The following is a 24418-nucleotide window of genomic DNA, read 5'->3' on the forward strand; positions in this document are numbered from 1 at the left end:
CACGCATGCCGGCCCGTGCGCCGCACGGGTGCCGGCATCCGTCTACCCACCGAACGAGGCCATCCGATGTCCGCCTATGTCATCGACGCTTCCGAGCGTCCTTCCGTCGAAGTCGAACAGTCGTCCGCGCGCTTTCCGGTGCGCCGCGTGTTCTGCGTCGGCCGCAACTACGCCGACCACGCACGCGAAATGGGCGCCGATCCCGACCGCGAGCCGCCGTTCTTCTTCACGAAGCCGGCCGACGCGATCGTCCCGGCAAGCGGCACCGTCCCGTATCCGCCGCTGACGAGCGACCTCCATCACGAAATCGAGCTGGTCGTCGCGATCGGCAAGGACGGCCGGTCGATCGACCCGGCCGACGCGCTGTCGCACGTGTGGGGCTATGGCGTCGGCGTCGACCTCACACGCCGCGACCTGCAGGCCGAAGCGAAGAAGCTGAGCCGTCCGTGGGACTGGGCGAAGGGCTTCGACGCGTCGGGCCCCGTGACCGCGCTGCGCGCGGCGACGGCCACCGGCCACCCGGCCGCCGGCCGCATCTGGCTCGCGGTCAACGGCGAAACGCGCCAGCAAGGCGATCTGGCCGACATGATCTGGGCCGTGCCCGACGTCATCGCGTACGTGTCGCGTTCGGTCGAACTGAAGGCCGGCGACCTGATCTTCACCGGCACGCCGGCCGGCGTCGGCGCGCTGCAGCCGGGCGACCGCGTGACGGGCGGCGTCGACGGCGTCGCGGCATTCGAGTTCGTCGTCGGCGCGAAGCCGTAACGGATCAAAGAGGCACGCACGCGGGCGGATGCTGCGCCCGCCGTGCGTTGCGCGTTGCGCGCTGCGGCTCTGGCCGGCCGCAACGGCATTCCGGTTGCTCAGTCGTAGCGGCGCAGGAATTTGTCGGCGACGGCCGGCGGATTCAGCGCTTTCGCCGATTCGTTTTCCAGTGCCTCGGCTGCGTCGTCGTCGCTGATCGACACGAACAGCGTGATGGCTTCCCTTGCTTCGCCCGTGCCGAACAGGCCGTCGCGATCGAGCAGCCGCAACGCCTCGATCATGTCGGCGTGGAGTTGCCGGGAGAACTCCGCGAACCTCGACCGGACAAACGTCGGGCTCAGCACTTCGTCGGCCAGCTTGCCGCAGATCACGTTGAACGGCGACGCTTCCGCCGCCGCGTACGCCCATTCGGAAAAGCCCCACACGTACCACGGATCCGGGTCCGCGACCGCCTGTTGCGCGCGGACCCGGCTCAGCCCTTCGACCGAATTGGCCGCCGGCACCACCGTCATCGCGCCGCTGTCCGTATAAAGCGCGAATGCGTAGAAATGCTCGTCCGGGTGCAACGCCCGCAGCGCCTTGAACGTCGCCCTCGCGGCGTCGGCAATTTCCCGCTGGAAATCAGAAAAGTCGATCATCGCATCCTCGCCCAGTCGCCCTTCGCGCGTCGGGGAATACGCCTCGCGGATGGTTCGTCGTCTCCCGGCGTTCGATGAATTGTCCGCCAATCGCGCGCGGCACGGTAGCGGGCCGCACCCGCGTTCACTGCGCGGCGTCACGCGCGTCGAACACGCGCAAGCAGACGGCGGCCGCCAGCGCAATCGCCGCCGATAGCAGCATCATCGCGAACGGCGCATAGCCCGCGTTGCCGGCGGTCAGCACCGCACCCGTCAGCGACGACAGCGCGGCGCCGCCGGCGATCGTCATCGCACCGGCCAGCCCCGACGCGCTGCCCGCCAGCTCCGGCCGCACCGACACGGCACCGGCATGCGCGCCGGGATTGGTCAGCCCATTGCCGATGCCGACCAGCACGCACGGCCCGAACCACGCGAGCGCGTGCATCGCGCCGCCGAACACCAGCGCGAGGCCGATCAACGGTCCCGCGCACGCGACGACACGACCGCACAGGATCGTCGTCGCCAGCGCGTAGTGGCGCGCGAAACGCGCGGCCAGAAAGCTGCCGCACACGAAACCGGCGGTGATCGTCCCCATGTAGAAACCGATCTCCGCCGGCGAGATGCCGAACAGCGTTTTCGCGGCGAGCGGCGCGCCGGCCAGGAACGCGTAGAACGAGCCCGTCGAAAACGCCATGCAAAGCGCATAGGCCCAGAAACGGCGGGCGCGGAGCAGCGCCGGATACGCGCGAAGCTGCCGCCCGAGACTCGACGACCGGTTCGTGTGCGTTTCGACGAGATCGAATGCGCACCAGCCGAACAGCGCGATGCCGGCCGCGCCGAGCAACCAGAAGCTCGCGCGCCAGCCCACCGTCTGATCGAGTACGCCGCCGAGCGTCGGGCCGAGCATCGGCGCGAACGCGGCCGCCATCGCCGCATAGCCGATCCGGCTCGCCGCGCGGCTGCCGCCGCCGGTGTCGCGGATCGTCGCCATCGACACCGGATAGACCGACGTGATCGCCGCCTGCATCAGCCGGCACGCGAGAAACACGCGGATATCGGTCGCCATTGCGCAGCCGAGCGAGCCGAGCGCGAACACGCCGACGCTCGTCAGCATGACCGGCCTTCGTCCGAACCGGTCCGACAGCGGCCCCATCACGAACTCGAGCGATGCCGCCACCGCCGCGTAACCACCGAGCGACAGCGCGACGAGCGCATAGTCGGCGCGCAGGTCGCGCGCGATTGCCGGCAGCGACGGCAGGAACAGGCTCAGCGGCAGCACCGAGAACGCGCACAGCAGGATCAGCGTCGCGTGTCGAGGCGACGCCGCAGCGGAATCGATCGGCAGGTTCGGTTGCAAGCGAATGCCCTCCGCGCACGCGCCGCAAGGCCGCGCGCAATGCAAAAAAGTTCTTAGCGGATTTCCGGGGAACGCGAGAAAGACCGTCCGCAGCCAGTTTCGGACACTCGACCTCGGCACATAGATCGCCGACAATCGTGGCGACTCATTTACGCAAGCTCCCATCGATGAAAGTATCCCGGGATTTCGGAATTGTTGTCCGACGGGCCGCGCTTGCGGCCAAGAACGTCGACCTGTCAACGGTCATGACCGAATTCAATCTTGCGAGATATTTTGACGAATCTGACAATCTGGTATCGCTTGGTCCTTTCTTCGGAGGCGATGCAGCCGACGAATGCATGAGATCTTTGGAAAAGCTTGGTCTCACGTATATCGAAGACTTTTTTATCTTCGAGGGGTTTGTGCCCGAATGGTGCTCGTTCGAGGTATTCTGAACGCGGCCACAGACGAGATGCGCCGGGTTTCGGCCAACATGCGACGTCCACCGCGAACCGCGGATTCAATCCATTGCATCGATGGGTTGAATCCGCAGGCGATACCGGACGAGGGCAGGCGGACGACGCCGGCCGCGTCAACGCCCTAACGCACGCGCACCGACACGAACTTCCGCGCGTTGTTGCGCTGGATCAGCAGCGCGATCACGCTGCCGTTCGCTTCGAGCGACTGCACGTCGTCCGGCGTCTCGAGCAGCGCGTCGTTGATCTCGAGCACGACATCGCCCGGCTGGATGCCCGCCCTCGCTGCCGGGCCGTGCACCGCGTCCACCATCATCCCGACCGCGAGCCCCGTCGAGCGGCGCTCGTCGTCGCTCAGCGCATGCATCGTCAGCCCCAGGCGATCGCCGCCTTCGCCCGTCCCCGTCGCCCCCGGCCGTGCAGCGGCCTTCGGCGCAACCATACCGACTGTCGTGCCCGCGCTGCCGGCCGCGTCGTCGGCGCCCGTGATCGTCAGCATCACCGGCGCACGCTTGCGAATCACCCGCAGCGACGCCTTCTCGCCGGGTGACAGCGCGGCGGCCAGGTCGTTCAGTTCGGCCGAGCGGCCGATCGCCTTGTCGCCCAGTTTCACGATCACGTCGCCGGGCCTCACGCCGGCCGCGGCGGCCGGCGAACCGGGCGCGACACCGTTGACGAGCGCGCCCGCCGGACGCGGCAGCCCAAACGCCGCGGCCAGCCCGATGCCGACATCCTGCACATCGACGCCGAACGCGTTGACTGACGGCGCACCCTGCGCCGGCGCCTGAGCCTGTTGCGCCTGCATCTGCGTCTGTAGCTGCGCCCGCACCTTTGCCGCGAACGCGATCGGGATCGCAAACGTCATGCTCGCGTAGCGGTCGGCGCCCGTATAAACCTGCACCGCGATGCCGATCACGTCGCCCGCGCGATTGAACACGGGGCCGCCCGAGTTGTCGGGATTCGGCGCGATATCGGTTTCGAAGAACGGAAACGTGCTGCCGTCGGGTAGCCGATGCGACGTCGCGCTGACGATGCCGGCCGTGACCGTGTTGCCCGACCCGTCCGGTGCGCCGATCGTCATCACCGGTTCGCCCGCACGTACCTTCGCCGAATCGCCGATGCGCACGAACGGCAGCTTCGTTGCGTTGACACGCAACACGGCGACGTCGCTTTGCGGATCGACGATCAGCACCGTCGCCTTGAATTCGCGGCGGTCGGTGAGCCGCACCGTCACGTCGGTCGCATCGTCGACCACGTGCGCGGACGTGAGGATCAGGCCGTCGGCACTGACGATGAATCCCGAGCCAGAGCCCGACACCGCGCGCAGTGCCGTGTCGGGCACCGGCGCCTGCGCGCCCTGCGCGGGCGCGGGCACGGGCGCCGGCGCGCCGCGCCGGATGAACGCGGCGAGCGGATCGTCGGGATCGAGGATCGCGAAGGACGGGCCGCCGGCCTGCTGGTCGGGCGCGGCGGTCATGATGGTCACGACCGCCGGGCCGTAGCGGTCGACGATCGCCGGAAAATCGACCGGCATCGCGTAAGGCGCGGCGGCCGGCCTTTCCTTCATGGCGGGCCGTGTAACGGGCGGTGCGACGGTCCCCGCAATGGCGGCTGGCGGCGGTAGCAAAAAACCGGCAAACACGCAGCCGATCAGCGCGGTGCGAAGCACGGCGCGAGCAAGCGTCTGGCGAACCACGGTGCACCTCCCCCGGCAGTCGCGGCGCCGCCTTGCGCGAGACGCGCAGGCACCCGACAAGCACCGGTACACGCATCCATTTATAGTCCAAGCGGCCTGTTGGAACATACGAATCGAAACCCGCATGCCGGGTGACGCGGCGGCCGCGAAGCCGCGACGGCGTTCGTTCCGAACAAAGTATGCGGTTCGTCAATCCGCACAAGTCCGGCGACCGTTCAATCCCCGCCGGCCCGCTCCGCGATCGCCGACAACGTCCGCAACATCGGCTCGAACGCATCGGCCGACGTATTGCCGAAGCCGAGCACGAGCCCGTTGGCCACCGACTCCGCATGAATCGAAAAACCCGACAGCGGAAACGGGCCGATGCCATGCGCGCGCGCCGCTTCGACGATCGCGCGGTCGCGGTAGCGCGCCGGCAGCCGCAGCGCGAGATGCAATCCGCACGGCCCGCCCTCGACCTGGTGCGGCACGCTCAGGCTGCCGTCGAGCGCGGCGAGCAGCAACCGCCGCCGGTCGCGATACAGCCGGCGCATCCGGCCGAGATGGCGGCCATACTCGCCTGTCTCGATGAAATCGGCCAGCGCGAGCTGCACATGGCGCGTCCCGCCGCGCAGCATCTCCGGCAGCACCGTCCGCACGGCGGCCAGCAGCGCCTCGGGCAGCACCAGAAAGCCGATCCGCAGCGCCGGAAACATCGTCTTGCTGAACGAGCCGAGATAGACCACGGGCGAATCGGGCGCGAGCCCGTGCATCGCACCGATCGGCTCGCCGGTGTGACGGAATTCGCTGTCGTAATCGTCCTCGATGATCCACGCACGATGCCGGCGCGCGGCATCGATCAGCGCGAGCCGCCGCGAGATCGACAGCACGGCGCCGGTCGGGAACTGGTTCGACGGCGTCGTATAGACGAGGCGCGGCGTCCGCTCGCGCCAGTCGTCCTCTTCCGCGCGCAGCCCTTCGGTGTCGACCGGCATCGGCACGACATCGAGGTCGGCCGCCTGCATCGCGGTGCGCGCGCCGCGATAGCCGGGCTCCTCGACCCACACCGTCTCGCCCGGGTTCGTCAGCAACTGCGCGCACAGCGCAATCGCGCCCTGCGCGCCTTCGGTGATCACGATCTGCTCGGGATCGCAGCGCACGCCGCGCGTCACGGCCAGGTGCCGCGCGATCGATTCGCGCAGCGCGGGTTCGCCGAGCGGATCGCCATAGGCGAGCAGGTCGCGGGCGGCACGGCGCAGCGCGCGGTCGATCGCGTGCCGCCACGCATCCACCGGGAAATGCGACAGCGCGGGAACGCCCGGCCGGAAGCCCTCCGATTCGCCGCTGCCGACGAGGCTCGGGCGAATCCGGCCGAGCCGCTGCGCGACGGCCGGCGGCGCGGCACGCCGGTGCGGCGGCGCCGGCCGCGACAGCCCGACGACGCGCGTGCCGCGGCGGTCGGACTGCAGGAAGCCTTCGGCGACGAGCTGCTCGTAGACGGCGGCCGTCGTGTTGCGCGACACGCCGAGCGTCTCGGCCAGCGCGCGCGTGCCGGGCAGCCGCGTGCCGGCGGGCATCGCGCCGCCGAGAATCGCGTCGCGCACGCGGCGCAGCAACTGGCGCTGCAGCGAGGGCGCGCCCGGCGTGCGCGCCAGCGGCGCGTCGAGCGGCAGCAACGGAGAGTCGCCGGAAGGAAAGGCAGTCGTCATCGGAACATCGCAGCGTGAAAGTGTCGGAACGTGGCGCACGGACCGTGGCACCATAAATTTGCCGGCCTGTGGCGCTTTTCATGGTACCTCGCCGCGACTACGATCGTCTGCATGCCGGCATGTCGCCGGCCGCCAACCGAAGCGAGATCGACCTTGTCCACGCTCACCAACGCCTTCCAGCAACCCATCGGCCACCCCGTTCCCGACTGGTCCGCGCGCCCGCGCCCCGAGCGCATCGCGCTCGAGGGCCGCTACTGCCGGCTCGAACCGCTCGACGCCGAGCGCCACGCGGCCGATCTGTACGCCGCCTATGCGCAGGCGCCCGACGGCAGCGACTGGACCTATCTCGCGCACGGGCCGTACGCCGACGAGTCGGGCTACCGCGACTACGCGCGCGGCGCGCAGGCGAGCGCCGATCCGCTGCACTACACGGTGATCGACGTTGCCACGGGCCGCGCGGTCGGCACGCTCGCGCTGATGCGCATCGATCCGGCCAACGGCGTGATCGAGGTCGGCTCCGTCACGTTCTCGCCGCGGCTCAAGCGCACGCCCGTGTCGACCGAAGCGCAGTACCTGCTGATGAAGTACGCGTTCGACACGCTCGGCTACCGGCGCTACGAATGGAAGTGCGACGACCTGAACGCGCCGTCGCGCAAGGCGGCCGCGCGGCTCGGCTTCCGCTACGAAGGCACGTTCCGGCAGGCGATCGTCTACAAGGGCCGTAGTCGCGACACCGCGTGGTATTCGATCGTCGACGGCGAATGGCCGGCCGTGCGCGCCGCGTTCGACGCGTGGCTCGCGCCGGAGAACTTCGATGCACACGGCGAGCAACGCCAGTCGCTCATCGCGATCCGCCACGCGCAGGCGAACGCGCGCGACGCAGCCGCCCGCGCGAACGACGCGACGCGCGTCACGGTGCGCCCGCTCGTCGCCGCCGACCAAGCTGCGTGGCGCCCGCTGTGGCAGGGTTATCAGAAGTTCTACGACACCGCGCTGAGCGATGCCGTGTTCGCGACGACGTGGGCGCGCCTGATGGATCCCGCCGAGCCGATGTTCGTGCTCGGCGCATTCGACGCATCGGGTGCGCTGGTCGGGATCGTGCATTCGATCTACCACCGCTCGTGCTGGACCGAAGGGCCGTACTGCTACCTGCAGGACCTGTACACGGCGCCCGACGCACGCGGGCAAGGCGCGGGCGGCGCGCTGATCGAGGCCGTGTACGAACGCGCCCGCGAAGCCGGCGCGAGCCGCGTGTACTGGCTCACGCATGAAACCAACACGACCGCGCGCGCGCTGTACGACAGGCTCGCGAACAATGCCGGGTTCATCCAGTACCGGCACGATCTGAAGAAGTAACGCGGCTCAGCGGCCGGCCGGCGTTCAGTCGAGGACGTCGGCCGAATCCCTTGAAGCGTCGTCCTCGGGCGCAACGTCCGCCCGCGCCGCGCCGGCCGCGCAGGACACCGACGCCGGGCAGATCATCTCGTCGCCGTTCGCGGGCACGGGCCGCCGCACCGGCCGGAACACCGGCTCGCCGGGCTCGATCGGCCGCCCCGAGATCGCACAGCGGCCCGGCTGCAATGCGACGCGCAGGCGCCAGCGCTGCTCGCCGTAATGGCAACGGCCGCTCTCGACCCAGCGAATCAGCAACCCGTCGTCGCCGGCCTCCAGCACCGTGACGAACAGTTGCGGGCGCAACGGCGACACCGCGGCCGACGCTTGCTCCGGAACCGGTGCGCGGCCGATCGTCACGAGCGGATGCGCGACGCCGCCGCCGCGCGGTGGCATCGCATCGTGTTCGCCAGATGACGGCGCTTCGCTCGACAGGTCTTCTTTGCAGATCATGCTTTCCATGGTGTTCGGCATGCTTGACGGACTGACGTGCTGATTGAACGGCACCGGCGCCACGCTCAGCGCCGGCCCATCGGTTCGCGCAGCAGCGACAGGCCGATCGCCACGCCGAGGATGACGAGGCCCGCCATCAGCAGCAGCCGGTCGCCCCAGCGGCGCACCAGCAGGCCGGCCGCGATCCCGCTGAACACGCCGACGAACGGAAACACCGACATGATCCCGCTCAGCGATGCGAGCGAGCCGCCGAACTCGTGCTGAAGCGACGGCAATGCGATCGTCGCCTTGCCGACGTGCAACGCCGACACGATGCTCGCCAGCACGACGTTCGTGACGGCGGCCCGGTAACTGCGCGCAGGCAGCGTGGCGGCGTTGGCCGCGACAGGCGATTCGGTCATCTCCACCTCCGTTGGGGCCGCCGCGCGCAACGGGATGTCCCGCGCGGCCGCGATCGGACTGGCGCACATGATACAAATTGAAGTTAACTTCAAGTAAAGGGAAAGTTGCGCAACGATGCGTTTCGCCGATCGCTGTAATGGGCCGGCGCGACAGCGACGGCATCCTGATCTAAGCTGTCGGCTTCGCCCGACAATGATGCGCACATACGCATGCAGACCGCCTCGCCCGCTCCCGACGCCACGCTTCCGCTCGACTTGGTCTGGTCGACCTTCCCCCACCGCAAGGCCGCCGTGCGCACCTTCATCGCCGGGTACTGCGCCGCGCGCGACCGCCGCGACGCGCCGCTGCACGACAGCCCGGACGGCCAGGTCGTGCGGTTCGACGCCGGCATGGGCCGGCCTTTCGAGCATTTCATGATCGAGGGTGCGCCCGCGCGCAGCGACGGCCCGTTCGCCGTCGGCGCATGGATCACGCGCTATGGCGCCGCGCCGTTGCCGCTTGCGCTGCAAGGCAGGACGCGCCGGTTGTCGGACGAGCATTTCATGGCCGCCGATATCGGCGCGCTGTCCAGCGACGACGCACTCGCGGAAGCACTCGCCTGTCACACGCCGGACGACATCGCGGCGTTCAATGCGAGCGCGTCATTCCCGCCGTTCCAGCGGAATCCGGCCGCGTTCCTGTTCGCGCACCGGTTGGACGGGCAAATCGCGGCCACCGCGCGCTACGGCTTCGCGTCGGCGCGCGATATCGTCGTCGACCGGGTCGGGACGGCGGACGCATACCGGCGCCGTGGCCTCGCGACGCAACTGCTCGCCGCGATCGTCGCGCATGCGCGGCGGCGTGGTGCGCAGCGTGTATGGCTCGTGTCGACCGAGGCCGGTCAGCCGCTGTACCGCGCCGCCGGATTCACGCCGCTCGCACCGGTCGCGGTGGACGAAGTCGTCGCCTGAGCGCGCTTCGCCCCACGCGAGCCATCCCCGTTCGTCTCGCGATTCGTCTCATTTCGCTGAGACGAACGTCCCGGCGTCTCACCCGGCCCGCGACTGCGCAATCGCAGCAAACTTCACGCACGATTCTCGTCATATCGCTTCCAGCGAACGTGTCGCGCAATGGTGCGTCGCACACTTCCGCCCCTGTCCGACCACCCCGCACCGCCCGATTCACGCTGGCCCCGTTCCTGCATACCGTTCGATCGCGCAATCGCGCGACGGGCGCACCGGCAGCGACGCCTCACGCCCGACGACAACCTGACGGAGACAGCAACGTGAGTACACCGGCACCGACTACCGCCCGCAGCATGAAAGCCGCCGTCTGGCGCGGCCGCCACGACATCCGCGTCGAAGAGGTTCCCGTTCCGGAGCGCCCGCCTGCAGGCTGGGTCACGATTCGTGTGCACTGGTGCGGCATCTGCGGCTCCGACCTGCACGAATACGTCGCGGGCCCCGTGTTCATCCCGGTCGATGCGCCGCATCCGCTGACGGGGCTGAAGGGCCAGTGCATCCTCGGCCACGAGTTCAGCGGCGAGATCGCCGAACTCGGCGCGGGCGTGACGGGCTTCGCGGTCGGCGACCGCGTGACGGCCGACGCGTGCCAGCATTGCGGCACATGCTGGTATTGCAGGCACGGGCTGTACAACATCTGCGAAAACCTCGCGTTTACCGGGCTGATGAACAACGGCGCGTTCGCCGAATACGTGAACGTGCCTGCCGAGCTGCTGTACAAGCTGCCCGACAACTTCCCGACCGAAGCCGGCGCGCTGATCGAACCGCTCGCGGTCGGGCTGCACGCGGTGAAGAAGGCCGGCAGCATCGTCGGGCAGACCATCGTCGTGGTCGGCGCGGGCACGATCGGCCTGTGCACGATCATGTGTGCGAAGGCCGCGGGCGCCGGCCGCGTGATCGCGCTCGAAATGTCGGCCGCGCGCAAGCAGAAGGCGCTGGAGGTCGGCGCGAGCGTCGTCATCGATCCGAAGACGTCCGACGCGATCGCGGAAGTCAAGGCGCTGACGGGCGGCTACGGCGCCGACGTGTCGTTCGAGTGCATCGGGCACACGGCCACCGCGAAGCTGGCGATCGACGTGATCCGCAAGGCCGGCAAGTCGGTGATGGTCGGCATCTTCGAGGAACCGACGTCGTTCAACTTCTTCGACATCGTGTCGACCGAGAAGGAAGTGATCGGCTCGCTCGCGTACAACGGCGAATTCGCGGACGTGATCCGCTTCATCGCCGACGGCCGCATCGACGTCCAGCCGCTCATCACCGGACGCATCGCGCTCGGCAACATCGTCGCGCACGGCTTCGAGGAACTGGTCAACCACAAGGACCGGAACGTGAAGATCATCGTCCAGCCAGACGTCGCCTGACGGCGCACGCGGCCGCGGCCGCGGCCGCGGCAACGATTCGTGCCGCGGCACGCGTGCTGTTGTTCCACCCGCAAGCATCGCCACGCGCCCGGGCGACGCATCCGATTGCCGACGATTCCCCTCCGGCGCCTTGTTCCCTGCCGTCGTCATCCGAAGCGGACCTCGTGCCGCTTTCCGTTCGAATACGAAGATTAAAAGCATTCGCAATCCGAACCATCAGCCGCAATGCGCCCCCGCCGAACAAGCGCCCCGGTGTCGACAGAAACGTGGCGCGACGCGATCCTCCGCTGCACGGCGCGACCCGGCCTCCCGGATCACGCAGCCGGCCGCAAACGGCCGTTGCGGCACCGCAGCCCGACGCGATTCTTCGATATACTGGACCGAACCCTTTTCAGGGCAACCGCGGGCAACCACACCCGTCGCGCGTTCGCCCCAACCTGCGTGGAATTGCGTACCGTGAAACCGCGAGCCGGCCTGATTCTCGAACTCTTCGTCAACCTGCTGCTGCCCTGGGTCGCGTACCGGGTCGCGCATCCGTATTTCGGCGAAACCGGCGCGCTGTACGCGTCGGCGGTTCCGCCGATCATCTGGTCGATCGTCGAATTCGTCCGCTCGCGCCGCGTCGATGCGGTGGCGGCCGTCGTGCTGCTCGGCATCGCGCTGTCGATCGCCGGAATGGCGTTCGGCGGCAGCCCGCGCACGCTGCTGATGCGAGAATCGCTCGCGTCGGGCACGATCGGCATCGTGTTCCTGCTGTCCCTGTTCCGCGAACGTCCGCTGATCTTCTATCTCGCCCGCGCCACCGTGGCGCGGGAAATGGCCGGCGGCGCCGCGCACTTCGAATCGGTCTGGGCCGCACAGCCGGGGCTGCGGCAGATGCTCCGCCGGATGACCTTCGTGTGGGGCGCCTTCATGACGCTGGAGATGCTGCTGCGCTGCTGGATGGTCGTGACCTGGCCCGTCGAGCGCGTGCTGGTCGTGTCGCCGATCATGGGCTACACCGTGTTCGGCTGTCTGCTGATGTGGACGTTCTGGTACCGGCGGCGGATGCGCGTGCGCAACAGCGTCGACATCCCGACCCGCGACGGCGTCACCGAGGTCGCCGGCCGCTGACGGCCGACCGGCCGGCGCCGGCGCGGCGGCATGTCGCCGCGCCTGCTGTATGATGCGCGGCGTCTTGTCCGACCTATGCGTTTCCTGTCATGTCCCTTTCGCTCCTTCCGTGCGCCACGATCTGGCTCGCCCTGTTCGCGGCCGCCGCACTCGTGTGGCATCGCCCGCAGCACGGCCTGAGCCTCATCCTGGCCGCGCTCGGCTATGCCGGCGCGCTGGCGTTCGGCAAGCTCGAGCCGGTCGCGCTGGCGCCGCTCGCGCTGCTGGCCGCGGCCGCATGGGGCGTGTCGCCCGCACGCCCGCTCGCGGTGCGGATCGCCGCGCACGCGGTGTTTGCCGCGCTCGCGATCGCGCTGAGCCTGCACCTGATCCCCGGTTTCCACAATCCGCTCGTGATCGCCCCGACGCGCTTCACGCCGGACGCCGTGCCGTTCACGATGTACCTGAATCTCGACAAGCCGCTGATCGGCCTGTGGCTGCTGTGGGTGCTGCCGTGGGTCGCACCCGACGTCGCGCTGTCGCGCGCGCTGCGCACGGGCGCGGTGGCGGCTGTCGCGACGGCCGCTGCGTGCCTGGCCGGCGCGCTCGCGTTCGGGATGGTCGGCTGGGCGCCCAAATGGCCGGCGTCGGGCTGGCTGTGGCTCGTGAACAACCTGCTGCTCGTGACGCTCGCCGAGGAAGCGCTGTTCCGCGGCTACGTGCAAGGCGGGCTGACGCGCGTGCTCCACGCATTTGCATGGGGGCCATGGGCCGCGCTCGCGATCGGCGCGGTGCTGTTCGGCGCCGCGCACGCGGCCGGCGGCTGGCACTGGATCGTGCTCGGCACGGTAGCCGGCATCGGCTACGGCCTCGCGTGGCGGCGCGGCGGACTGCTCGCCTCCGCGCTCGCGCATGCGGGGCTGAACGTCGTCCACTTCGGGCTGTTCACCTACCCGATGCTCGACGCCGCCCGCTGACCCCGGCTCGCGGCACCGCCCGGCGAGATACCGCGCTCAGTTTCAGTTGAACCCGGCAACCGCGTGCGGAACGTACGGGCCTTCGAGCGTGGCGATTTCGTCGTCGGTCAGTTTCAACGCGAGCGCGCCGAGCGCATCGTCCAGTTGCTGCGGCTTCGAGATGCCGACGATCGGCGCGGTGACGCCGCGCTTTTGCGCGACCCATGCGAGCGCGACCTGTGCGCGCGGCACGTTGCGCGCGGCAGCGATCGCGGCGACGGCGTCGACGACCGCCTTGTCCGCATCGGCCGTCGCGTCGTACAGCCGCTGGCCGACGTCGTCCTTCTGCTGCCGTTCCGACGATTCGTCCCAGTTGCGCGTCAGCCGGCCGCGCGCGAGCGGGCTCCACGGAATCACCGCGATGCCCTCGGCTTCGCACAGCGGCAGCATTTCCCGCTCTTCCTCGCGATACAGCAGGTTCAGGTGGTTCTGCATGCTGACGAAGCGGGTCCAGCCGTTCTGCTTCGACGTGTACAGCGCCTTCGCGAACTGCCACGCGAACATCGACGATGCGCCGATATAGCGCGCCTTGCCGGCCTTCACGATGTCGTGCAGCGCCTCGAGCGTCTCCTCGATCGGCGTGCCGTAATCCCAGCGATGAATCTGGTAGAGGTCGACATAATCGGTGCCGAGCCGCTTCAGGCTCTGGTCGATGTCGGTCATGATCGCCTTGCGCGACAGCCCCGCGCCGTTCGGCCCCGGCCGCATCCGGTAAAACACCTTGGTCGCGATCACGACGTCGTCGCGCTTCGTGAAATCGCGCAGCGCGCGGCCGACGATCTCCTCCGACGTGCCGTCCGAATACATGTTCGCGGTATCGAAGAAGTTGATGCCGGCTTCGACCGCCCGCTGGATGATCGGGCGGCTTTCCGCTTCCGGCAGCGTCCACGGGTGCGTGCCGCGCAACGGCTCGCCGAACGTCATGCAACCCAGCACCAGTTTCGATACTTCCAGCCCGGTCGACCCGAATTTCACGTATTCCATCGCACGCCTCGTCATTGAAGTTGAGCTTGCGGCCGGATGCGCACCGCCGTTCGGCGCGCAGGGCGCGAACGGTGCGCCGCGCATCCGCCAGACGTCGCATGTTATCCCGCGCCGCGCAAACGCGCAGGGCGCGCACGCCGGCACGCCGAGCGCCTCGGGCGCCCGGTCTCAACGCGGGAAAGGACGGGCCGGTTACTTGACCTGGTCGGCGATCGGCTGCAGGAACGCGGAGAAGCCGGTCAGCATGATCTGCAGCCGATGCACAGCAGCAGGAACGCCGACACGCGCTTCGCGACCTTGGTCCCTTCGCTGCCGAGGTAGCGCGCGAGCAGCGCGGAGCGGCTGTAGACCTGCCAGATCACGACCGCGACCAGCATGGAGACGGCGATCGACACGATGCTCGACAGCATGAACTCCGACAGCTTGTGCGTGCGGTTCGCATTCAGCGCGATCGCGGTCGCGATCGAGCCGGGGCCGACCGTCAGCGGCACCGTCAACGGGAAGAACGCGCGCGTCATGATCGCGTTCGCGTCGATCGGCTTGACCGGCGTGTCGCCGCCGCCCGGCCCGTCGGGTTCGTTCAGCATCTGCCAGCCGGCCACGGCGACCGCGAAACCGCCGCCGATCCGCAACGCTTCCATCGAGATGCCGAAGAAATGCAGCACGGGCGTGCCGGCGAAGAAGGCGACCATCAGCACGACGAACGCGTTGAACGCGACCTTCCTCGCGAGCAGGTCGCGCTCGTGCTCGGTGAGCGCCTCGGTCCGTTCGAGAAACAGGAATGCGATGCCGATCGGATTGATGATGCCGATCAGGCCGGTGAAGCCGAACAGGATCTCGGAGATAAGGCGGTTGACGATCATCGGGCGAAGAATCGGTCGGGGCTGGGCCGGCAGCGTGCCGGGGGTCACGCATTGTAGAGCAAGCGCCCGCGCCCGAGACGCAAAATGCGGCCGGGCGCGCTTAGCCGGCGATCGTCGCGGTTTTTCCTTACTCGGCGCCCGCTTCCCACGCCGGCGGCCGCTTCGCGAAGAACGCGGCGAAGCCCTCCTTCGCCTCCGGCGTTGCACGCACGCGGGAGATCGTCTGTGCGGTGAACGCCGCGCGCTCGTCCGACGGCGGATACTCGCCGATCGCGTCGAAGAAGCGCTTGATTTCCATCAGCGCGTTCGGGCCGTTGCGAGCGAGTTCGGCAAGCGTCCGGTCGAGCGCTTCGTCGAGCGCGTCGAGCGGCACGGCCTGGTGGATCAGGCCGATCGCGACGGCCTCGCCGGCGGCGAGCTGCGTCGCGGTCAGCGCGAGCCGGCGCGCCTGGCGCTGACCGACCGCCTCGACCAGATACGGGCCGATCACGGCCGGCAGGATTCCGAAACGCGCCTCGCTCACCGAAAAGCGCGCATGGTCGCTCGCGATCACGATGTCGCAGGCCGCGCACAGGCCCACGCCGCCGCCGAACGCGTGCCCCTGCACGCGTGCCACCGTCGGCTTCGGGCATTGCCGGATCGCGCGCATCATCGCGGAGAACCGCTCGGCATCGCGCAGGTTCGCCGCCGCGTCGTTCGCGCTTGCGCGCTGCATCCATTGCAGGTCGGCGCCCGCGCAGAACGCGCGGCCGTCCGAGCGCAGCACGATCGCGCGCACGTCGTCACGCCGGCCGAGCGCCGTGAATGCGTCGGTCAGCTCGACAATCATCGTCTCGTCGAATGCGTTGAGCACATCGCCGCGCTGCAGCGCCACGGTCGCAATGCCGCGCGCATCGACCGCGACGGCCAGGGTCTTCAATCCATCCATCGAACAGGTTTCCTCGGGTAGAACGGCAAACATCGGAATCACGCGGCCTGGCGGCGGTCGATCACGCGCCGGGCCTTGCCGGTCGCGGTCGCGGGAATGCCGCCCGCCGCGAGCACCGTCACGCCGGACGACACGCCGACCATCGTCTTGATCCGGTGCTGCAGCTCGCGCGCGAGCGCCGCGCGATCGCTTTCGGTAACGGACGCCGCAGCCTCGGAGCGCAGTTCGACCGCGAGCTCGAGCCGGTCCATGTGACCGTCGCGCGACAGCGTGATCTGAAACTGGCCCGACAGCGCCGGCAGCGCGACGACGATCTCCTCGATCTGGCTCGGGAACACGTTCACGCCGCGCACGATCAGCATGTCGTCGGAACGACCGGTGATTTTCGCGAGGCGGCGCATCGCGCGCGCGGTCGGTGGCAGCAGCGCGGTGAGATCGCGCGTGCGGTAGCGGATCACCGGCATCGCCTCCTTCGTCAGCGACGTGAACACGAGCTCGCCGTGGCTGCCGTCGGGCAGCACTTCGCCCGTGACGGGATCGATGATCTCCGGATAGAAGTGGTCTTCCCAGATCACCGGGCCGTCCTTCGACTCGACGCATTCGCACGCGACGCCCGGGCCCATCACTTCCGACAGCCCGTAGATGTCGAGCGCGTCGATGCCCACGCGCGTCTCCACTTCCTCGCGCAACGCCTGCGTCCACGGCTCGGCGCCGAAGATGCCGATCTTCAGCGACGACTCGGCCGGGTCCATCCCCTGCCGCACCATCTCGTCGATCAGGTTCAGCATGTACGACGGCGTGACGAGGATGATCTTCGGCTCGAAATCGCGGATCAGTTGCACCTGCTTCTCGGTCTGCCCGCCCGACATCGGCACGACCATGCAGCCGAGCCGCTCCGCACCGTAATGAATCCCGAGGCCGCCCGTGAAGAGGCCATAGCCGAACGCGTTGTGCAGCGTGTCGCCCGGGCGGCCGCCGGCCGCGCGGATCGAACGCGCGGTCACGTTCGCCCACGTGTCGATGTCGCGCGCCGTGTAGCCGACCACGGTCGGCTTGCCCGTCGTGCCGCTCGACGCGTGCACGCGCACGACCTGCTCGCGCGGCACCGCGAAGAGCCCGAACGGATAGTTGTCGCGCAGGTCGTTCTTCGTCGAGAACGGGAATTTCGCGAGATCGGCGAGCGTCTTCAGGTCGTCCGGATGCACGCCCGCCGCATCGAACGTGCGCCGATAGTGCGGGACGTTGTCGTACGCGTGGCGCAACGACCATTTGAGGCGCTCGAGCTGCAGCGCCTGCAGTTCGTCGCGGCTGGCGGTCTCGATCGGCTCGAGGGCGGCGGCGGGATGCGTCGGGTGAGTCATCGGGGTGCTCCTCCAATGGAGTGATGTCGTTATCGTGTTCGGGGTAATCGGGGTGACCGGGGCCGGCGGCTACGACCGGAACGTGCGGCCGGCCGCATGCAGCGCGGCGATGCGCGGCGACACGCGATAGCGGTCCTCGCCGTAGCTCGCAGCGAGGTTCGACAGCACGCGAAACACGCGGCCGATGCCGATCGCATCGGCCCACGCGAGCGGGCCGCACGGGTAGTTCACGCCCTTCTCCATCGCGAGATCGAGATCGGCGGGCGAACACACGCCCTGGTTCACGGTGTCGGCCGCCTCGTTCGCGAGCATCGCGACGGTACGCATCGCGACCATCCCGGGCACGTCGGCCACGCCGACGACGCGAAAACCCGCCTGCTGGAACAGGCCGACCGCGTCCGCATAGGCCGCGTCGCTGCACTGAAGCGCACGCGTCAGCGCGACGAGCCCGGCCTGCGCGTAATCGCGCGCGAGGTCGACGAGCACGAGATCGACCACGCCCGTTTGCGCGGCGCGCGCGGTGGCCGTGCGGCCGTCGGTCAGCGCGATCGATGCGCGGCCGGCCGTCGCGAGCAGGTCGTCCGGATGCGCGCCGGCCTGCCGGGCGAGCGCGACGCGTTCGGTGAAGCGCGCGTGCAGCGCGGCGGCCGGGCCGTCCTGCGCGTACAGCGTGACATCCGCCGGCGCATCGCACTGCGGTTCGAGATCGGGCGCGGGCGGCGTCGCGCCGTCCGCATATGAATAGAAGCCGCGCCCCGACTTGCGCCCGAGGAAGCCTGCGTTCACGAGTTCCTGCTGGATCAGCGACGGCGTGTAGCGCGGGTCGTTGAAATACGCGCGGAACACCGATTCGGTCACCGCGAAGTTCACGTCCTGGCCGATCAGGTCCATCAGCTCGAACGGCCCCATCCGGAAGCCGCCGGCCTCGCGCATCACCGCGTCGATCGATGCCGGCGCGCCGCCCTGCTCGTTCAGCACGCGCAACGCCTCCGCGTAATACGGCCGCGCGACGCGGTTCACGATGAAGCCCGGCGTCGATTTCGCCATCACGGGTTGTTTGCCCCACGCGGCCGCGGTCGCATACAGGACCTGCGCAACGTCGGGCGCGGTCGCAAGCCCGCTGACCACCTCGACGAGCGCCATCAGCGGCGCCGGGTTGAAGAAATGCAGACCGGCGACGCGCTGCGGCACGCGCAGCCCGGCCGCAATCGACGTGATCGAGATCGACGACGTGTTGGTCGCCAGCAGGCACGCGTCGTCGACATGTCGCTCGAGCGTCGCGAAAATGTCGCGCTTCACGTCGAGCCGCTCGGCCGCCGCCTCGACGATCAGCGCGGCGCCCGCCAGATCGGCCAGCGCGCGCACCGCGCGGATCCGGTTGCCGGCCGCGTCGGCCTGCGCCGGTTCGAGCCGGCCCTTCTCCGCGAGCCGCGCGAACTGTGCGCGGATGCCGGCCAGCGCGTTGTCGCAGGCCGCTTCGTTCAGGTCGTACAGCAGCACCGGATGGCCGGCCGCCGCCGCAACCTGTGCAATGCCCGCGCCCATCGCGCCGGCGCCGATCACGCCGACGATGGCCGACGGCGCCAGCGCGCCCGAGTTCACCGAATGTGCAGAGGAAACAGCCATCGCTTGCGATCCGTCATGAAGTGGAAGTGCGAGCGATTATAAACCGACCGGTCGGTAGATTTATGTCAGGGCGAGCCCGAATTTGTCGTGCAAGAGACCGTTACGGAAACTGCAAAGACAAAAAATGAAGGATTGGGGCACTTTTTGTAAACCGAAAGGTCAATGAAAGCGTTCGAATATGAGATTGCGGCCCCCAAACGCCTGATAAAATTCGACAACTCGACGGATTTCAGGGGGAAACCGCGTGTCACGCCGCCATGGATGTCCACCGTCCGCCGCCCTTTCGGGGTCGGAACCAAGCGTCCGGCCGGCGCGTCGTCACGATTATTCGCCCCGCCATCGGCGGCCAGCCGCATCGAACCGTTTCACCCAGCGACGGGCTCCAGCCCGCCCGCGCCCCTCGCCGCCTCATCGCGGCGAACTCGAGGCAGCGCCATTACGCGCGGCCCCCCTTCGGTTTCATCATCCTCGTTCGGCGGATAGTACGGCCGGGCTTCGTCACCCCGTGACGGCGCGTCGCGCGCCGCCACTCGCATAAGGAAACCCTCCATGCCGCTCTCGTCCAACCAGCTCCCGCGCTGGACCCTCATGGCCCCGCTTGCCGCATGGCTGGTCCTCGCGCTGTCGCGCGTCGTGCCGGCCGAAGGCCTCGTCATCGCGGTGCTCGCCGCCGCGCTCGCCGGCGCCGTGTTCGCCGCCGTCCACCATGCGGAAGTCGTCGCGCATCGCGTCGGCGAACCGTTCGGCACGCTGGTGCTCGCGGTCGCCGTGACCGTCATCGAAGTCGCGCTGATCGTGTCGGTGATGCTCGGTGCGGGCCCGGAGAAATCGGGCCTCGCGCGCGACACCGTGTTCGCGGCCGTGATGATCATCTGCAACGGCATCGTCGGCATCTGCCTGCTGGTCGGTGCGTGGAAGCACGGCGAACAGGACTTCCAGGGGCGCGGCGCGAGCAAGGCGCTCGCGGTGCTGGCTTCGCTGTCGGTGCTGTCGCTCGTGATGCCGAATTACCTGAACGCGGTGCCGGGCCCGCAGTTCTCGAAATCGCAGCTGGCGTTCGCCGGCGTGTCGTCGCTCGTGCTGTACGGCGTGTTCGTGTTCGTGCAGACCGTGCGCCACCGCGACTACTTCCTCGCCGATCACGACAGCGCGAACGAAACGGTGCACGCGGCGCCGCCGAGCAACCGCACCGCGGCGATCAGCATGGTGCTGCTGTTCGCGAGCCTCGTCGCGGTCGTGCTGCTCGCGAAGCTGCTGTCGCCGGCCGTCGAGCACGCCGTGCTGAAGCTCGGCGCGCCCGAAGCCGCGGTCGGCATCGTGATCGCCGCGCTCGTGCTGCTGCCGGAAGGGCTCGCGGCCGTCACCGCCGCACGCGCGAACCGCCTGCAGACCAGCATGAACCTCGCGCTCGGCTCGGCGCTCGCGAGCATCGGGTTGACGATCCCGACCGTCGCGGCCGTGTTCATCTGGGTCGGCCAGCCGCTCACGCTCGGCATCGGCGCGATGGAAACCGTGCTGCTGGCGCTCACCTTGCTGGTCAGCACGCTGACGCTCAGCCAGGGGCGCACGACGGTGCTGCACGGCGTCGTGCACCTGTCGCTGTTCGCCGCGTACCTGTTCCTGTCGGTCACCCACTGACGCCAACCTGCGCGCGGCCCGGCGGGTCGCCTCCGCCGGGCCGCGCGCAGTCTTCCCGTCATTCGCTTCGAGCCGCCGCTATCGGACCGGAATCACGAGATGCTGGCCCGCCAGGATCAGGTTCGGATTGGCGAGGTTGTTGCGGCGCTGGATCTCGCGATAACGCTGGCCGCTGCCGAGCTTGCTCGCCGCGATCAGGTTCAGCGTGTCGCCCGCCTTCACCACGTACGTGTGTTCGCCCGACGCGGCCGCGGTCGTCACCGCCTGGTCGCTGACGAAGTACTTGCGCAGCAGGTCGAGATACTGCGGCGACTGCTTGAGCTTCGCGATCGCGGCGTTCAGGTAGATCAGCAGATCCTGGTCGTCGGCGCGCACGCCGATCTTGTACGCGATGTTCGAGCCGTCGAGCTTGGTCGCCGCGAACTTCAGGTCGGTGCCCTTGATCGAGCTGACCGCGAACGGATAGTCGTAGATGAACGCGTCGACCGCATGACCGTCGATGCTCTTCGCGATGAACGCCGGATCGGAATCGTCGACCTCGACGAACCGGACGTTCGGATACTGGCGCGTGACGAACGCGCGCACGTCGGGGTCGCCCTTCAGGATGCCGACCGTCTTGCCCGCGAGATCGTCGGTCGAGCGGATCGCCGACCCTTGCCGCACGATCAGCGAATAGCCGAAATCGTCGACGTAGGGCACCGAATAGACGACGCCGGCCGGCGTGTTGTCCGGGAACGTCAGCCCGTCCATCGCCACGTCGACGACGTGGTTCCCCTTCGCGTCCGTGTCGAGCAGTTGCTTCGGCACGCCCGGGTACGTGTCGACCTCGTGACGCGTATCGACGGCAACCGGTTTGCCGCCGTGCGAGAACGACGGATCCGCGAACAGCAGCCGCGCGAATTCGACATTGAAGCCGTGCGGCGCGCCCTTGTCCTCGCCGAAGAACGGCTCGCTCGGGTTCTGCACCGAGATCCGCACGATGCCGTTTTCGGCAATCGATTTCAGCGTGCTGGCCTGCGGCGTGAAGCCGGCCGGCAGCACGTTGGCCGACGGCGACGGCTGCGCGGGCCGGCCAGTGTCGCCCGCCTGTGCGGACGTCGAGGCCGGGGCCGCGTCATGCGCGGGAATCAGTGTCGACAGGCCGCCCTGATGCACGATCCATACGCCGACGAGCACCACCAGAAACGCGATTGCGCCGAGAAGTTTTTTCATGGTTGCGTGCCTGCAGGAAGTTATTGTTGTTTCGACGGCAGCACAGCGGGATTCGCCGCATCGGGGCCGGGAACGGGCACGTGGCCGCCGTTCAACGCCTGCTGCTGCGCCTGCTTGACCTCGGGGTTATCCATCAGCGACGTCTCCATTTCAGAGAACGCCTTGTTGACCGAGCGCATCACCGAATCGACGGCCACGTCGGTCTTGATCTGCTCGAACGTGTCGGCCGTCTGCCGGCCCGCGAGCTTGTTCATCTGCTGCGCGGCCTGCGACATGTCCCACATCGCCTTCGCGCGGTCGATCGCCGTCGCGAAATTCTTCAGCTCGGCCTGCACCTGCTTGTAGCGGCCTTCGCGAAACGCGAGCAGCTGCTTCATCGTGTCGAGCTGCGACCGGAAGCGCGGCGCATCGTCCGGATACTGCTTCTCGAACAGTTCCGTCTTGTTCTCGAAGTTCTTCACCTCGGTGCGGAACGCGGTGATGCTGTCCGCGAATTTCTGAGCCGCCTGGCGCTTTTCCGCGAGCTGGTTGATCAGCGTCTCGATCGGATTCGACTGCGCCTCCTCGACGATCATCTTCACCTTCTGGTTCGCGAACTTCATCGCGACGACCGGCGCGAAATAGATCGCGCCGAGGCCGATGACGGCCGCCGTGATCAGCGCGACCATCCCCTTCAGTACGAATAGCGCGGCCGGTGCCGCAATCGCGACGCCGGCGATGATGATCGCCCACTTGATCAGCTTTGCCTTGCCACTCCCCGAACTGCCGTTTGCTTCATTCGAAAGCTGCGACATGAGTTCTTCTCCTTGAATCTCGAACGGAACTGCGTGCGTTTGCTTCTTCAAGCTCACTCGAAATGCTTCGGACTCCGGTGCCGCCGGACGATCGGGAAACCGGCGGCGCAATGCAAGGACAGCCGCCGGCGGGCGTCACGAGACGCCGGTATAGACGCCGTTCAGGATGCGGAGATCGGGAGCGGCAGGCTGCGGCCCGATGGTGCGGGCGGCACCGCTCATCGACGCGGCCAGCGCGCGGACGGGGAAGTGTACCGACGCACGGTACGAAACGGGATGACGGATACGTGACGCGACGGGCGTCGGGAGAATCGCTGTTCCGGCGGGCCGACAGAAGCGGCGCCGGGATTCCGGTACGAGTGCGTAAAGGCTCATCGTTGTTCTTTTTTGCGTATCGCGGGTGCAGGAACCGCGCGGCCGGCGCGTCCCGCTCCAAATGCACTGGCGTATCGTGCGCCGACCGGCATGCAGCGTCAAGCGGTTGTCGCGGTGCAGCAAACCGCCCGGTTCTGCCGTTGAAACGCTGGTATCGAGGCAGCTTTCGTGACGGTAAGGATTCGCACGACGCCAGCCGGCCGCGCTCGATCAGGATTGCTTGCCATCGCGGCACCGCAAGCTTCCGGATTGAAAGCTTGTGACACGGCACGAACGTGCTATGCCGCCGCGCCGCCCTGCTCCTGTGCGAGAAACCGCTCGACCATCGCGTTGAACACGGGCAACGCCGGGTTGTCGTTGTCCGCCCGCCACGCGAGATACAGCTCGGCCGCCACGTCGACGCCCGCAAGCGGCCGGAACACCACGCCGTCCACATGCAGCTCGCGCGCCGACGCCGGTACGAGCGCCGCGCCGAGCCCCGCACGCACGAGGCCGAGGATCGTATGCGTCTGCCCGACGTAATGCAGGTAGTTCGGCAGCCTGCCTGCGTTCGCGAACAGGCCGGAGATCATGTCGTGGAAATACTTCCCCTCGTTCGGCGAATACGCGATGAACGGCTGCCGGTCGAGATCGTCGGGGCCGATGCGCTCGCACGCGGCGAGCGGCACGCCTTGCGCGACCGCGACCAGCATCGGTTCGCGCTGCACGAGCCGGTATTCGAGCGGCTGGCGCGCGGCGCGCTGGCGCACGAAACCCGCGTCGAGCATCCGCGACGCGAGCGCGTCGATCTGCACGGTCGACACCATCTCGCGCAATTCGACGTCGACGTCCGGCAGCGCGTGCGCGGCGTGCGCCAGCAGCATCGGGATCATCCGGTACGCGCTGACGGCCGTGAAGCCGAGCGTGATGCGGCCGGCCCCGCCGTGCGCGACGCGCTGCGCGGCCTGCTCGGCCCGCGCGGAGAATTCGAGGATGTGCCGCGCGTCGCGCAGGAAGCGTTCGCCGGCCGCGGTCAGGCTCACCTGCCGGCTGCTGCGTTCGAGCAGCGCGATGCCGAGCGCGTGCTCGAGCAACTGGATCTGCCGGCTGAGCGGCGGTTGCGTCATGAAGAGCCGTCTGGCCGCGCGGCCGAAATGAAGCTCCTCGGCCACCGCGACGAAGCAGCGAAGCTGGTGCAGTTCAATCATCCAGATTTTGTATCGATCGATGGTCTTTCGAGGTTAGACCGATATCGATACGATTTCCATGCTCGGTTGCACCTGATGCGCGGCCCGCGCCGCACACGACGACCGAGACCTACATGACTCGTCGGCGCATTGCGGTTCGTCGCCGCGCACGGGTG

20 protein-coding genes and 2 pseudogenes are annotated in these 24418 nt (G+C 68.5%); 8 read left to right on the plus strand and 14 right to left on the minus strand.

The window, feature by feature from the left end:
- Positions 1-66: 66 nt before the first annotated feature.
- On the plus strand, positions 67-765 hold the full coding sequence (locus ACNQQL_RS11095; protein ID WP_072438717.1) for a fumarylacetoacetate hydrolase family protein: 699 nt from the start codon (positions 67-69) through the stop codon (positions 763-765).
- Positions 766-863: 98 nt separating this feature from the next.
- On the opposite strand, the gene ACNQQL_RS11100 is transcribed toward ACNQQL_RS11095, so the two are convergent.
- Together ACNQQL_RS11100 and ACNQQL_RS11105 are read right to left on the minus strand one after the other, a co-directional pair.
- Positions 864-1403 carry a DUF4303 domain-containing protein gene (locus ACNQQL_RS11100; protein WP_072439079.1) on the minus strand — a complete coding sequence of 180 codons (540 nt, stop codon included), beginning with the start codon at positions 1401-1403 and terminating at the stop codon, positions 864-866.
- A 124-nt stretch (positions 1404-1527) separates the two neighbouring features.
- The gene (locus tag ACNQQL_RS11105; RefSeq protein WP_347064141.1) at positions 1528-2739 is read right to left on the minus strand and encodes an MFS transporter; all 1212 of its coding nucleotides are present in this window, start codon (positions 2737-2739) and stop codon (positions 1528-1530) included.
- 167 nt (positions 2740-2906) lie between these two features.
- On the opposite strand from ACNQQL_RS11105, the gene ACNQQL_RS11110 reads away from it, so the two are divergent.
- Entirely contained in the window at positions 2907-3173 is a 267-nt protein-coding gene (locus ACNQQL_RS11110; protein ID WP_347064142.1) for a hypothetical protein, read from the plus strand.
- A 145-nt stretch (positions 3174-3318) separates the two neighbouring features.
- Here the strand turns inward: ACNQQL_RS11110 and ACNQQL_RS11115 are convergent, their stop codons facing one another.
- The gene (locus ACNQQL_RS11115) at positions 3319-4890 is read right to left on the minus strand and encodes a trypsin-like peptidase domain-containing protein (RefSeq protein ID WP_347064143.1); all 1572 of its coding nucleotides are present in this window, start codon (positions 4888-4890) and stop codon (positions 3319-3321) included.
- 215 nt (positions 4891-5105) lie between these two features.
- Positions 5106-6578, minus strand: coding sequence for a PLP-dependent aminotransferase family protein (locus ACNQQL_RS11120; RefSeq protein ID WP_347064144.1), 1473 nt, complete (start codon positions 6576-6578; stop codon positions 5106-5108).
- A 153-nt stretch (positions 6579-6731) separates the two neighbouring features.
- On the opposite strand from ACNQQL_RS11120, the gene ACNQQL_RS11125 reads away from it, so the two are divergent.
- The gene (locus tag ACNQQL_RS11125) at positions 6732-7934 is read left to right on the plus strand and encodes a GNAT family N-acetyltransferase (protein ID WP_347064145.1); all 1203 of its coding nucleotides are present in this window, start codon (positions 6732-6734) and stop codon (positions 7932-7934) included.
- Positions 7935-7958: 24 nt separating this feature from the next.
- On the opposite strand, the gene ACNQQL_RS11130 is transcribed toward ACNQQL_RS11125, so the two are convergent.
- Positions 7959-8444, minus strand: a complete 486-nt coding sequence (locus tag ACNQQL_RS11130) for a DUF3331 domain-containing protein (RefSeq protein WP_347064146.1) — start codon at positions 8442-8444, stop codon at positions 7959-7961.
- Positions 8445-8530: 86 nt separating this feature from the next.
- Positions 8531-8824, minus strand: a pseudogene (locus ACNQQL_RS11135) (MFS transporter); the annotation flags it as partial.
- 210 nt (positions 8825-9034) lie between these two features.
- Between ACNQQL_RS11135 and ACNQQL_RS11140 the strand changes: the two are divergent.
- From ACNQQL_RS11140 to ACNQQL_RS11155, 4 genes are all read left to right on the plus strand, one after another.
- Complete coding sequence (locus ACNQQL_RS11140) at positions 9035-9775, plus strand: GNAT family N-acetyltransferase (RefSeq protein ID WP_347064147.1); 741 nt, start codon at positions 9035-9037, stop codon at positions 9773-9775.
- A gap of 347 nt (positions 9776-10122) precedes the next feature.
- Positions 10123-11187, plus strand: coding sequence for a 2,3-butanediol dehydrogenase (locus ACNQQL_RS11145; protein ID WP_347064218.1), 1065 nt, complete (start codon positions 10123-10125; stop codon positions 11185-11187).
- Positions 11188-11643: 456 nt separating this feature from the next.
- On the plus strand, positions 11644-12300 hold the full coding sequence (locus ACNQQL_RS11150) for a VC0807 family protein (protein WP_072439081.1): 657 nt from the start codon (positions 11644-11646) through the stop codon (positions 12298-12300).
- Positions 12301-12389: 89 nt separating this feature from the next.
- The gene (locus tag ACNQQL_RS11155; protein WP_347064148.1) at positions 12390-13256 is read left to right on the plus strand and encodes a CPBP family intramembrane glutamic endopeptidase; all 867 of its coding nucleotides are present in this window, start codon (positions 12390-12392) and stop codon (positions 13254-13256) included.
- 42 nt (positions 13257-13298) lie between these two features.
- On the opposite strand, the gene ACNQQL_RS11160 is transcribed toward ACNQQL_RS11155, so the two are convergent.
- From ACNQQL_RS11160 to ACNQQL_RS11180, 5 genes and pseudogenes are all read right to left on the minus strand, one after another.
- Complete coding sequence (locus tag ACNQQL_RS11160) at positions 13299-14279, minus strand: aldo/keto reductase (RefSeq protein WP_347064149.1); 981 nt, start codon at positions 14277-14279, stop codon at positions 13299-13301.
- Positions 14280-14471: 192 nt separating this feature from the next.
- Positions 14472-15142, minus strand: a pseudogene (locus tag ACNQQL_RS11165) (MarC family protein).
- Positions 15143-15269: 127 nt separating this feature from the next.
- Complete coding sequence (locus tag ACNQQL_RS11170) at positions 15270-16070, minus strand: enoyl-CoA hydratase-related protein (protein ID WP_347064150.1); 801 nt, start codon at positions 16068-16070, stop codon at positions 15270-15272.
- Between the two features lie 38 nt (positions 16071-16108).
- Positions 16109-17431, minus strand: coding sequence for a phenylacetate--CoA ligase PaaK (paaK, locus tag ACNQQL_RS11175; RefSeq protein WP_347064151.1), 1323 nt, complete (start codon positions 17429-17431; stop codon positions 16109-16111).
- A gap of 69 nt (positions 17432-17500) precedes the next feature.
- A complete protein-coding gene (locus tag ACNQQL_RS11180) occupies positions 17501-19057 on the minus strand; it encodes a 3-hydroxyacyl-CoA dehydrogenase (protein WP_347064152.1) in 1557 nt (518 codons plus the stop codon).
- A gap of 549 nt (positions 19058-19606) precedes the next feature.
- On the opposite strand from ACNQQL_RS11180, the gene ACNQQL_RS11185 reads away from it, so the two are divergent.
- On the plus strand, positions 19607-20695 hold the full coding sequence (locus tag ACNQQL_RS11185) for an ionic transporter y4hA (RefSeq protein WP_347064153.1): 1089 nt from the start codon (positions 19607-19609) through the stop codon (positions 20693-20695).
- A 78-nt stretch (positions 20696-20773) separates the two neighbouring features.
- On the opposite strand, the gene ACNQQL_RS11190 is transcribed toward ACNQQL_RS11185, so the two are convergent.
- The 3 genes from ACNQQL_RS11190 to ACNQQL_RS11200 form a co-directional block, all read right to left on the minus strand.
- Positions 20774-21907: a LysM peptidoglycan-binding domain-containing protein gene (locus ACNQQL_RS11190; RefSeq protein WP_347064154.1), complete on the minus strand. Its 1134-nt coding sequence runs from the start codon at positions 21905-21907 to the stop codon at positions 20774-20776.
- Between the two features lie 20 nt (positions 21908-21927).
- On the minus strand, positions 21928-22701 hold the full coding sequence (locus ACNQQL_RS11195) for a hypothetical protein (protein ID WP_072438757.1): 774 nt from the start codon (positions 22699-22701) through the stop codon (positions 21928-21930).
- A 653-nt stretch (positions 22702-23354) separates the two neighbouring features.
- Positions 23355-24263 carry a LysR substrate-binding domain-containing protein gene (locus ACNQQL_RS11200; RefSeq protein ID WP_347064155.1) on the minus strand — a complete coding sequence of 303 codons (909 nt, stop codon included), beginning with the start codon at positions 24261-24263 and terminating at the stop codon, positions 23355-23357.
- Between the last annotated feature and the right edge of the window lie 155 nt (positions 24264-24418).

The sequence above is a fragment of the Burkholderia sp. LFS061 genome (genome assembly GCF_047978125.1).
GTDB lineage: Bacteria > Pseudomonadota > Gammaproteobacteria > Burkholderiales > Burkholderiaceae > Burkholderia > Burkholderia pyrrocinia_C.

What these genes read in the sequence shown, in the direction of transcription:
- ACNQQL_RS11095 (WP_072438717.1), top strand. Translation starts at nt 67, where the DNA reads ATGTCCGCCTATGTCATCGACGCTTCCGAGCGTCCTTCCGTCGAAGTC.
- ACNQQL_RS11100 (WP_072439079.1), bottom strand. Translation starts at nt 1,403, where the DNA reads ATGATCGACTTTTCTGATTTCCAGCGGGAAATTGCCGACGCCGCGAGG.
- ACNQQL_RS11110 (WP_347064142.1), top strand. Translation starts at nt 2,907, where the DNA reads ATGAAAGTATCCCGGGATTTCGGAATTGTTGTCCGACGGGCCGCGCTT.
- ACNQQL_RS11120 (WP_347064144.1), bottom strand. Translation starts at nt 6,578, where the DNA reads ATGACGACTGCCTTTCCTTCCGGCGACTCTCCGTTGCTGCCGCTCGAC.
- ACNQQL_RS11130 (WP_347064146.1), bottom strand. Translation starts at nt 8,444, where the DNA reads ATGCCGAACACCATGGAAAGCATGATCTGCAAAGAAGACCTGTCGAGC.
- ACNQQL_RS11140 (WP_347064147.1), top strand. Translation starts at nt 9,035, where the DNA reads ATGCAGACCGCCTCGCCCGCTCCCGACGCCACGCTTCCGCTCGACTTG.
- ACNQQL_RS11145 (WP_347064218.1), top strand. Translation starts at nt 10,123, where the DNA reads ATGAAAGCCGCCGTCTGGCGCGGCCGCCACGACATCCGCGTCGAAGAG.
- ACNQQL_RS11155 (WP_347064148.1), top strand. Translation starts at nt 12,390, where the DNA reads ATGTCCCTTTCGCTCCTTCCGTGCGCCACGATCTGGCTCGCCCTGTTC.
- ACNQQL_RS11160 (WP_347064149.1), bottom strand. Translation starts at nt 14,279, where the DNA reads ATGGAATACGTGAAATTCGGGTCGACCGGGCTGGAAGTATCGAAACTG.
- ACNQQL_RS11170 (WP_347064150.1), bottom strand. Translation starts at nt 16,070, where the DNA reads ATGGATGGATTGAAGACCCTGGCCGTCGCGGTCGATGCGCGCGGCATT.
- paaK (WP_347064151.1), bottom strand. Translation starts at nt 17,431, where the DNA reads ATGACTCACCCGACGCATCCCGCCGCCGCCCTCGAGCCGATCGAGACC.
- ACNQQL_RS11180 (WP_347064152.1), bottom strand. Translation starts at nt 19,057, where the DNA reads ATGGCTGTTTCCTCTGCACATTCGGTGAACTCGGGCGCGCTGGCGCCG.
- ACNQQL_RS11185 (WP_347064153.1), top strand. Translation starts at nt 19,607, where the DNA reads ATGCCGCTCTCGTCCAACCAGCTCCCGCGCTGGACCCTCATGGCCCCG.
- ACNQQL_RS11190 (WP_347064154.1), bottom strand. Translation starts at nt 21,907, where the DNA reads ATGAAAAAACTTCTCGGCGCAATCGCGTTTCTGGTGGTGCTCGTCGGC.
- ACNQQL_RS11195 (WP_072438757.1), bottom strand. Translation starts at nt 22,701, where the DNA reads ATGTCGCAGCTTTCGAATGAAGCAAACGGCAGTTCGGGGAGTGGCAAG.
- ACNQQL_RS11200 (WP_347064155.1), bottom strand. Translation starts at nt 24,263, where the DNA reads ATGATTGAACTGCACCAGCTTCGCTGCTTCGTCGCGGTGGCCGAGGAG.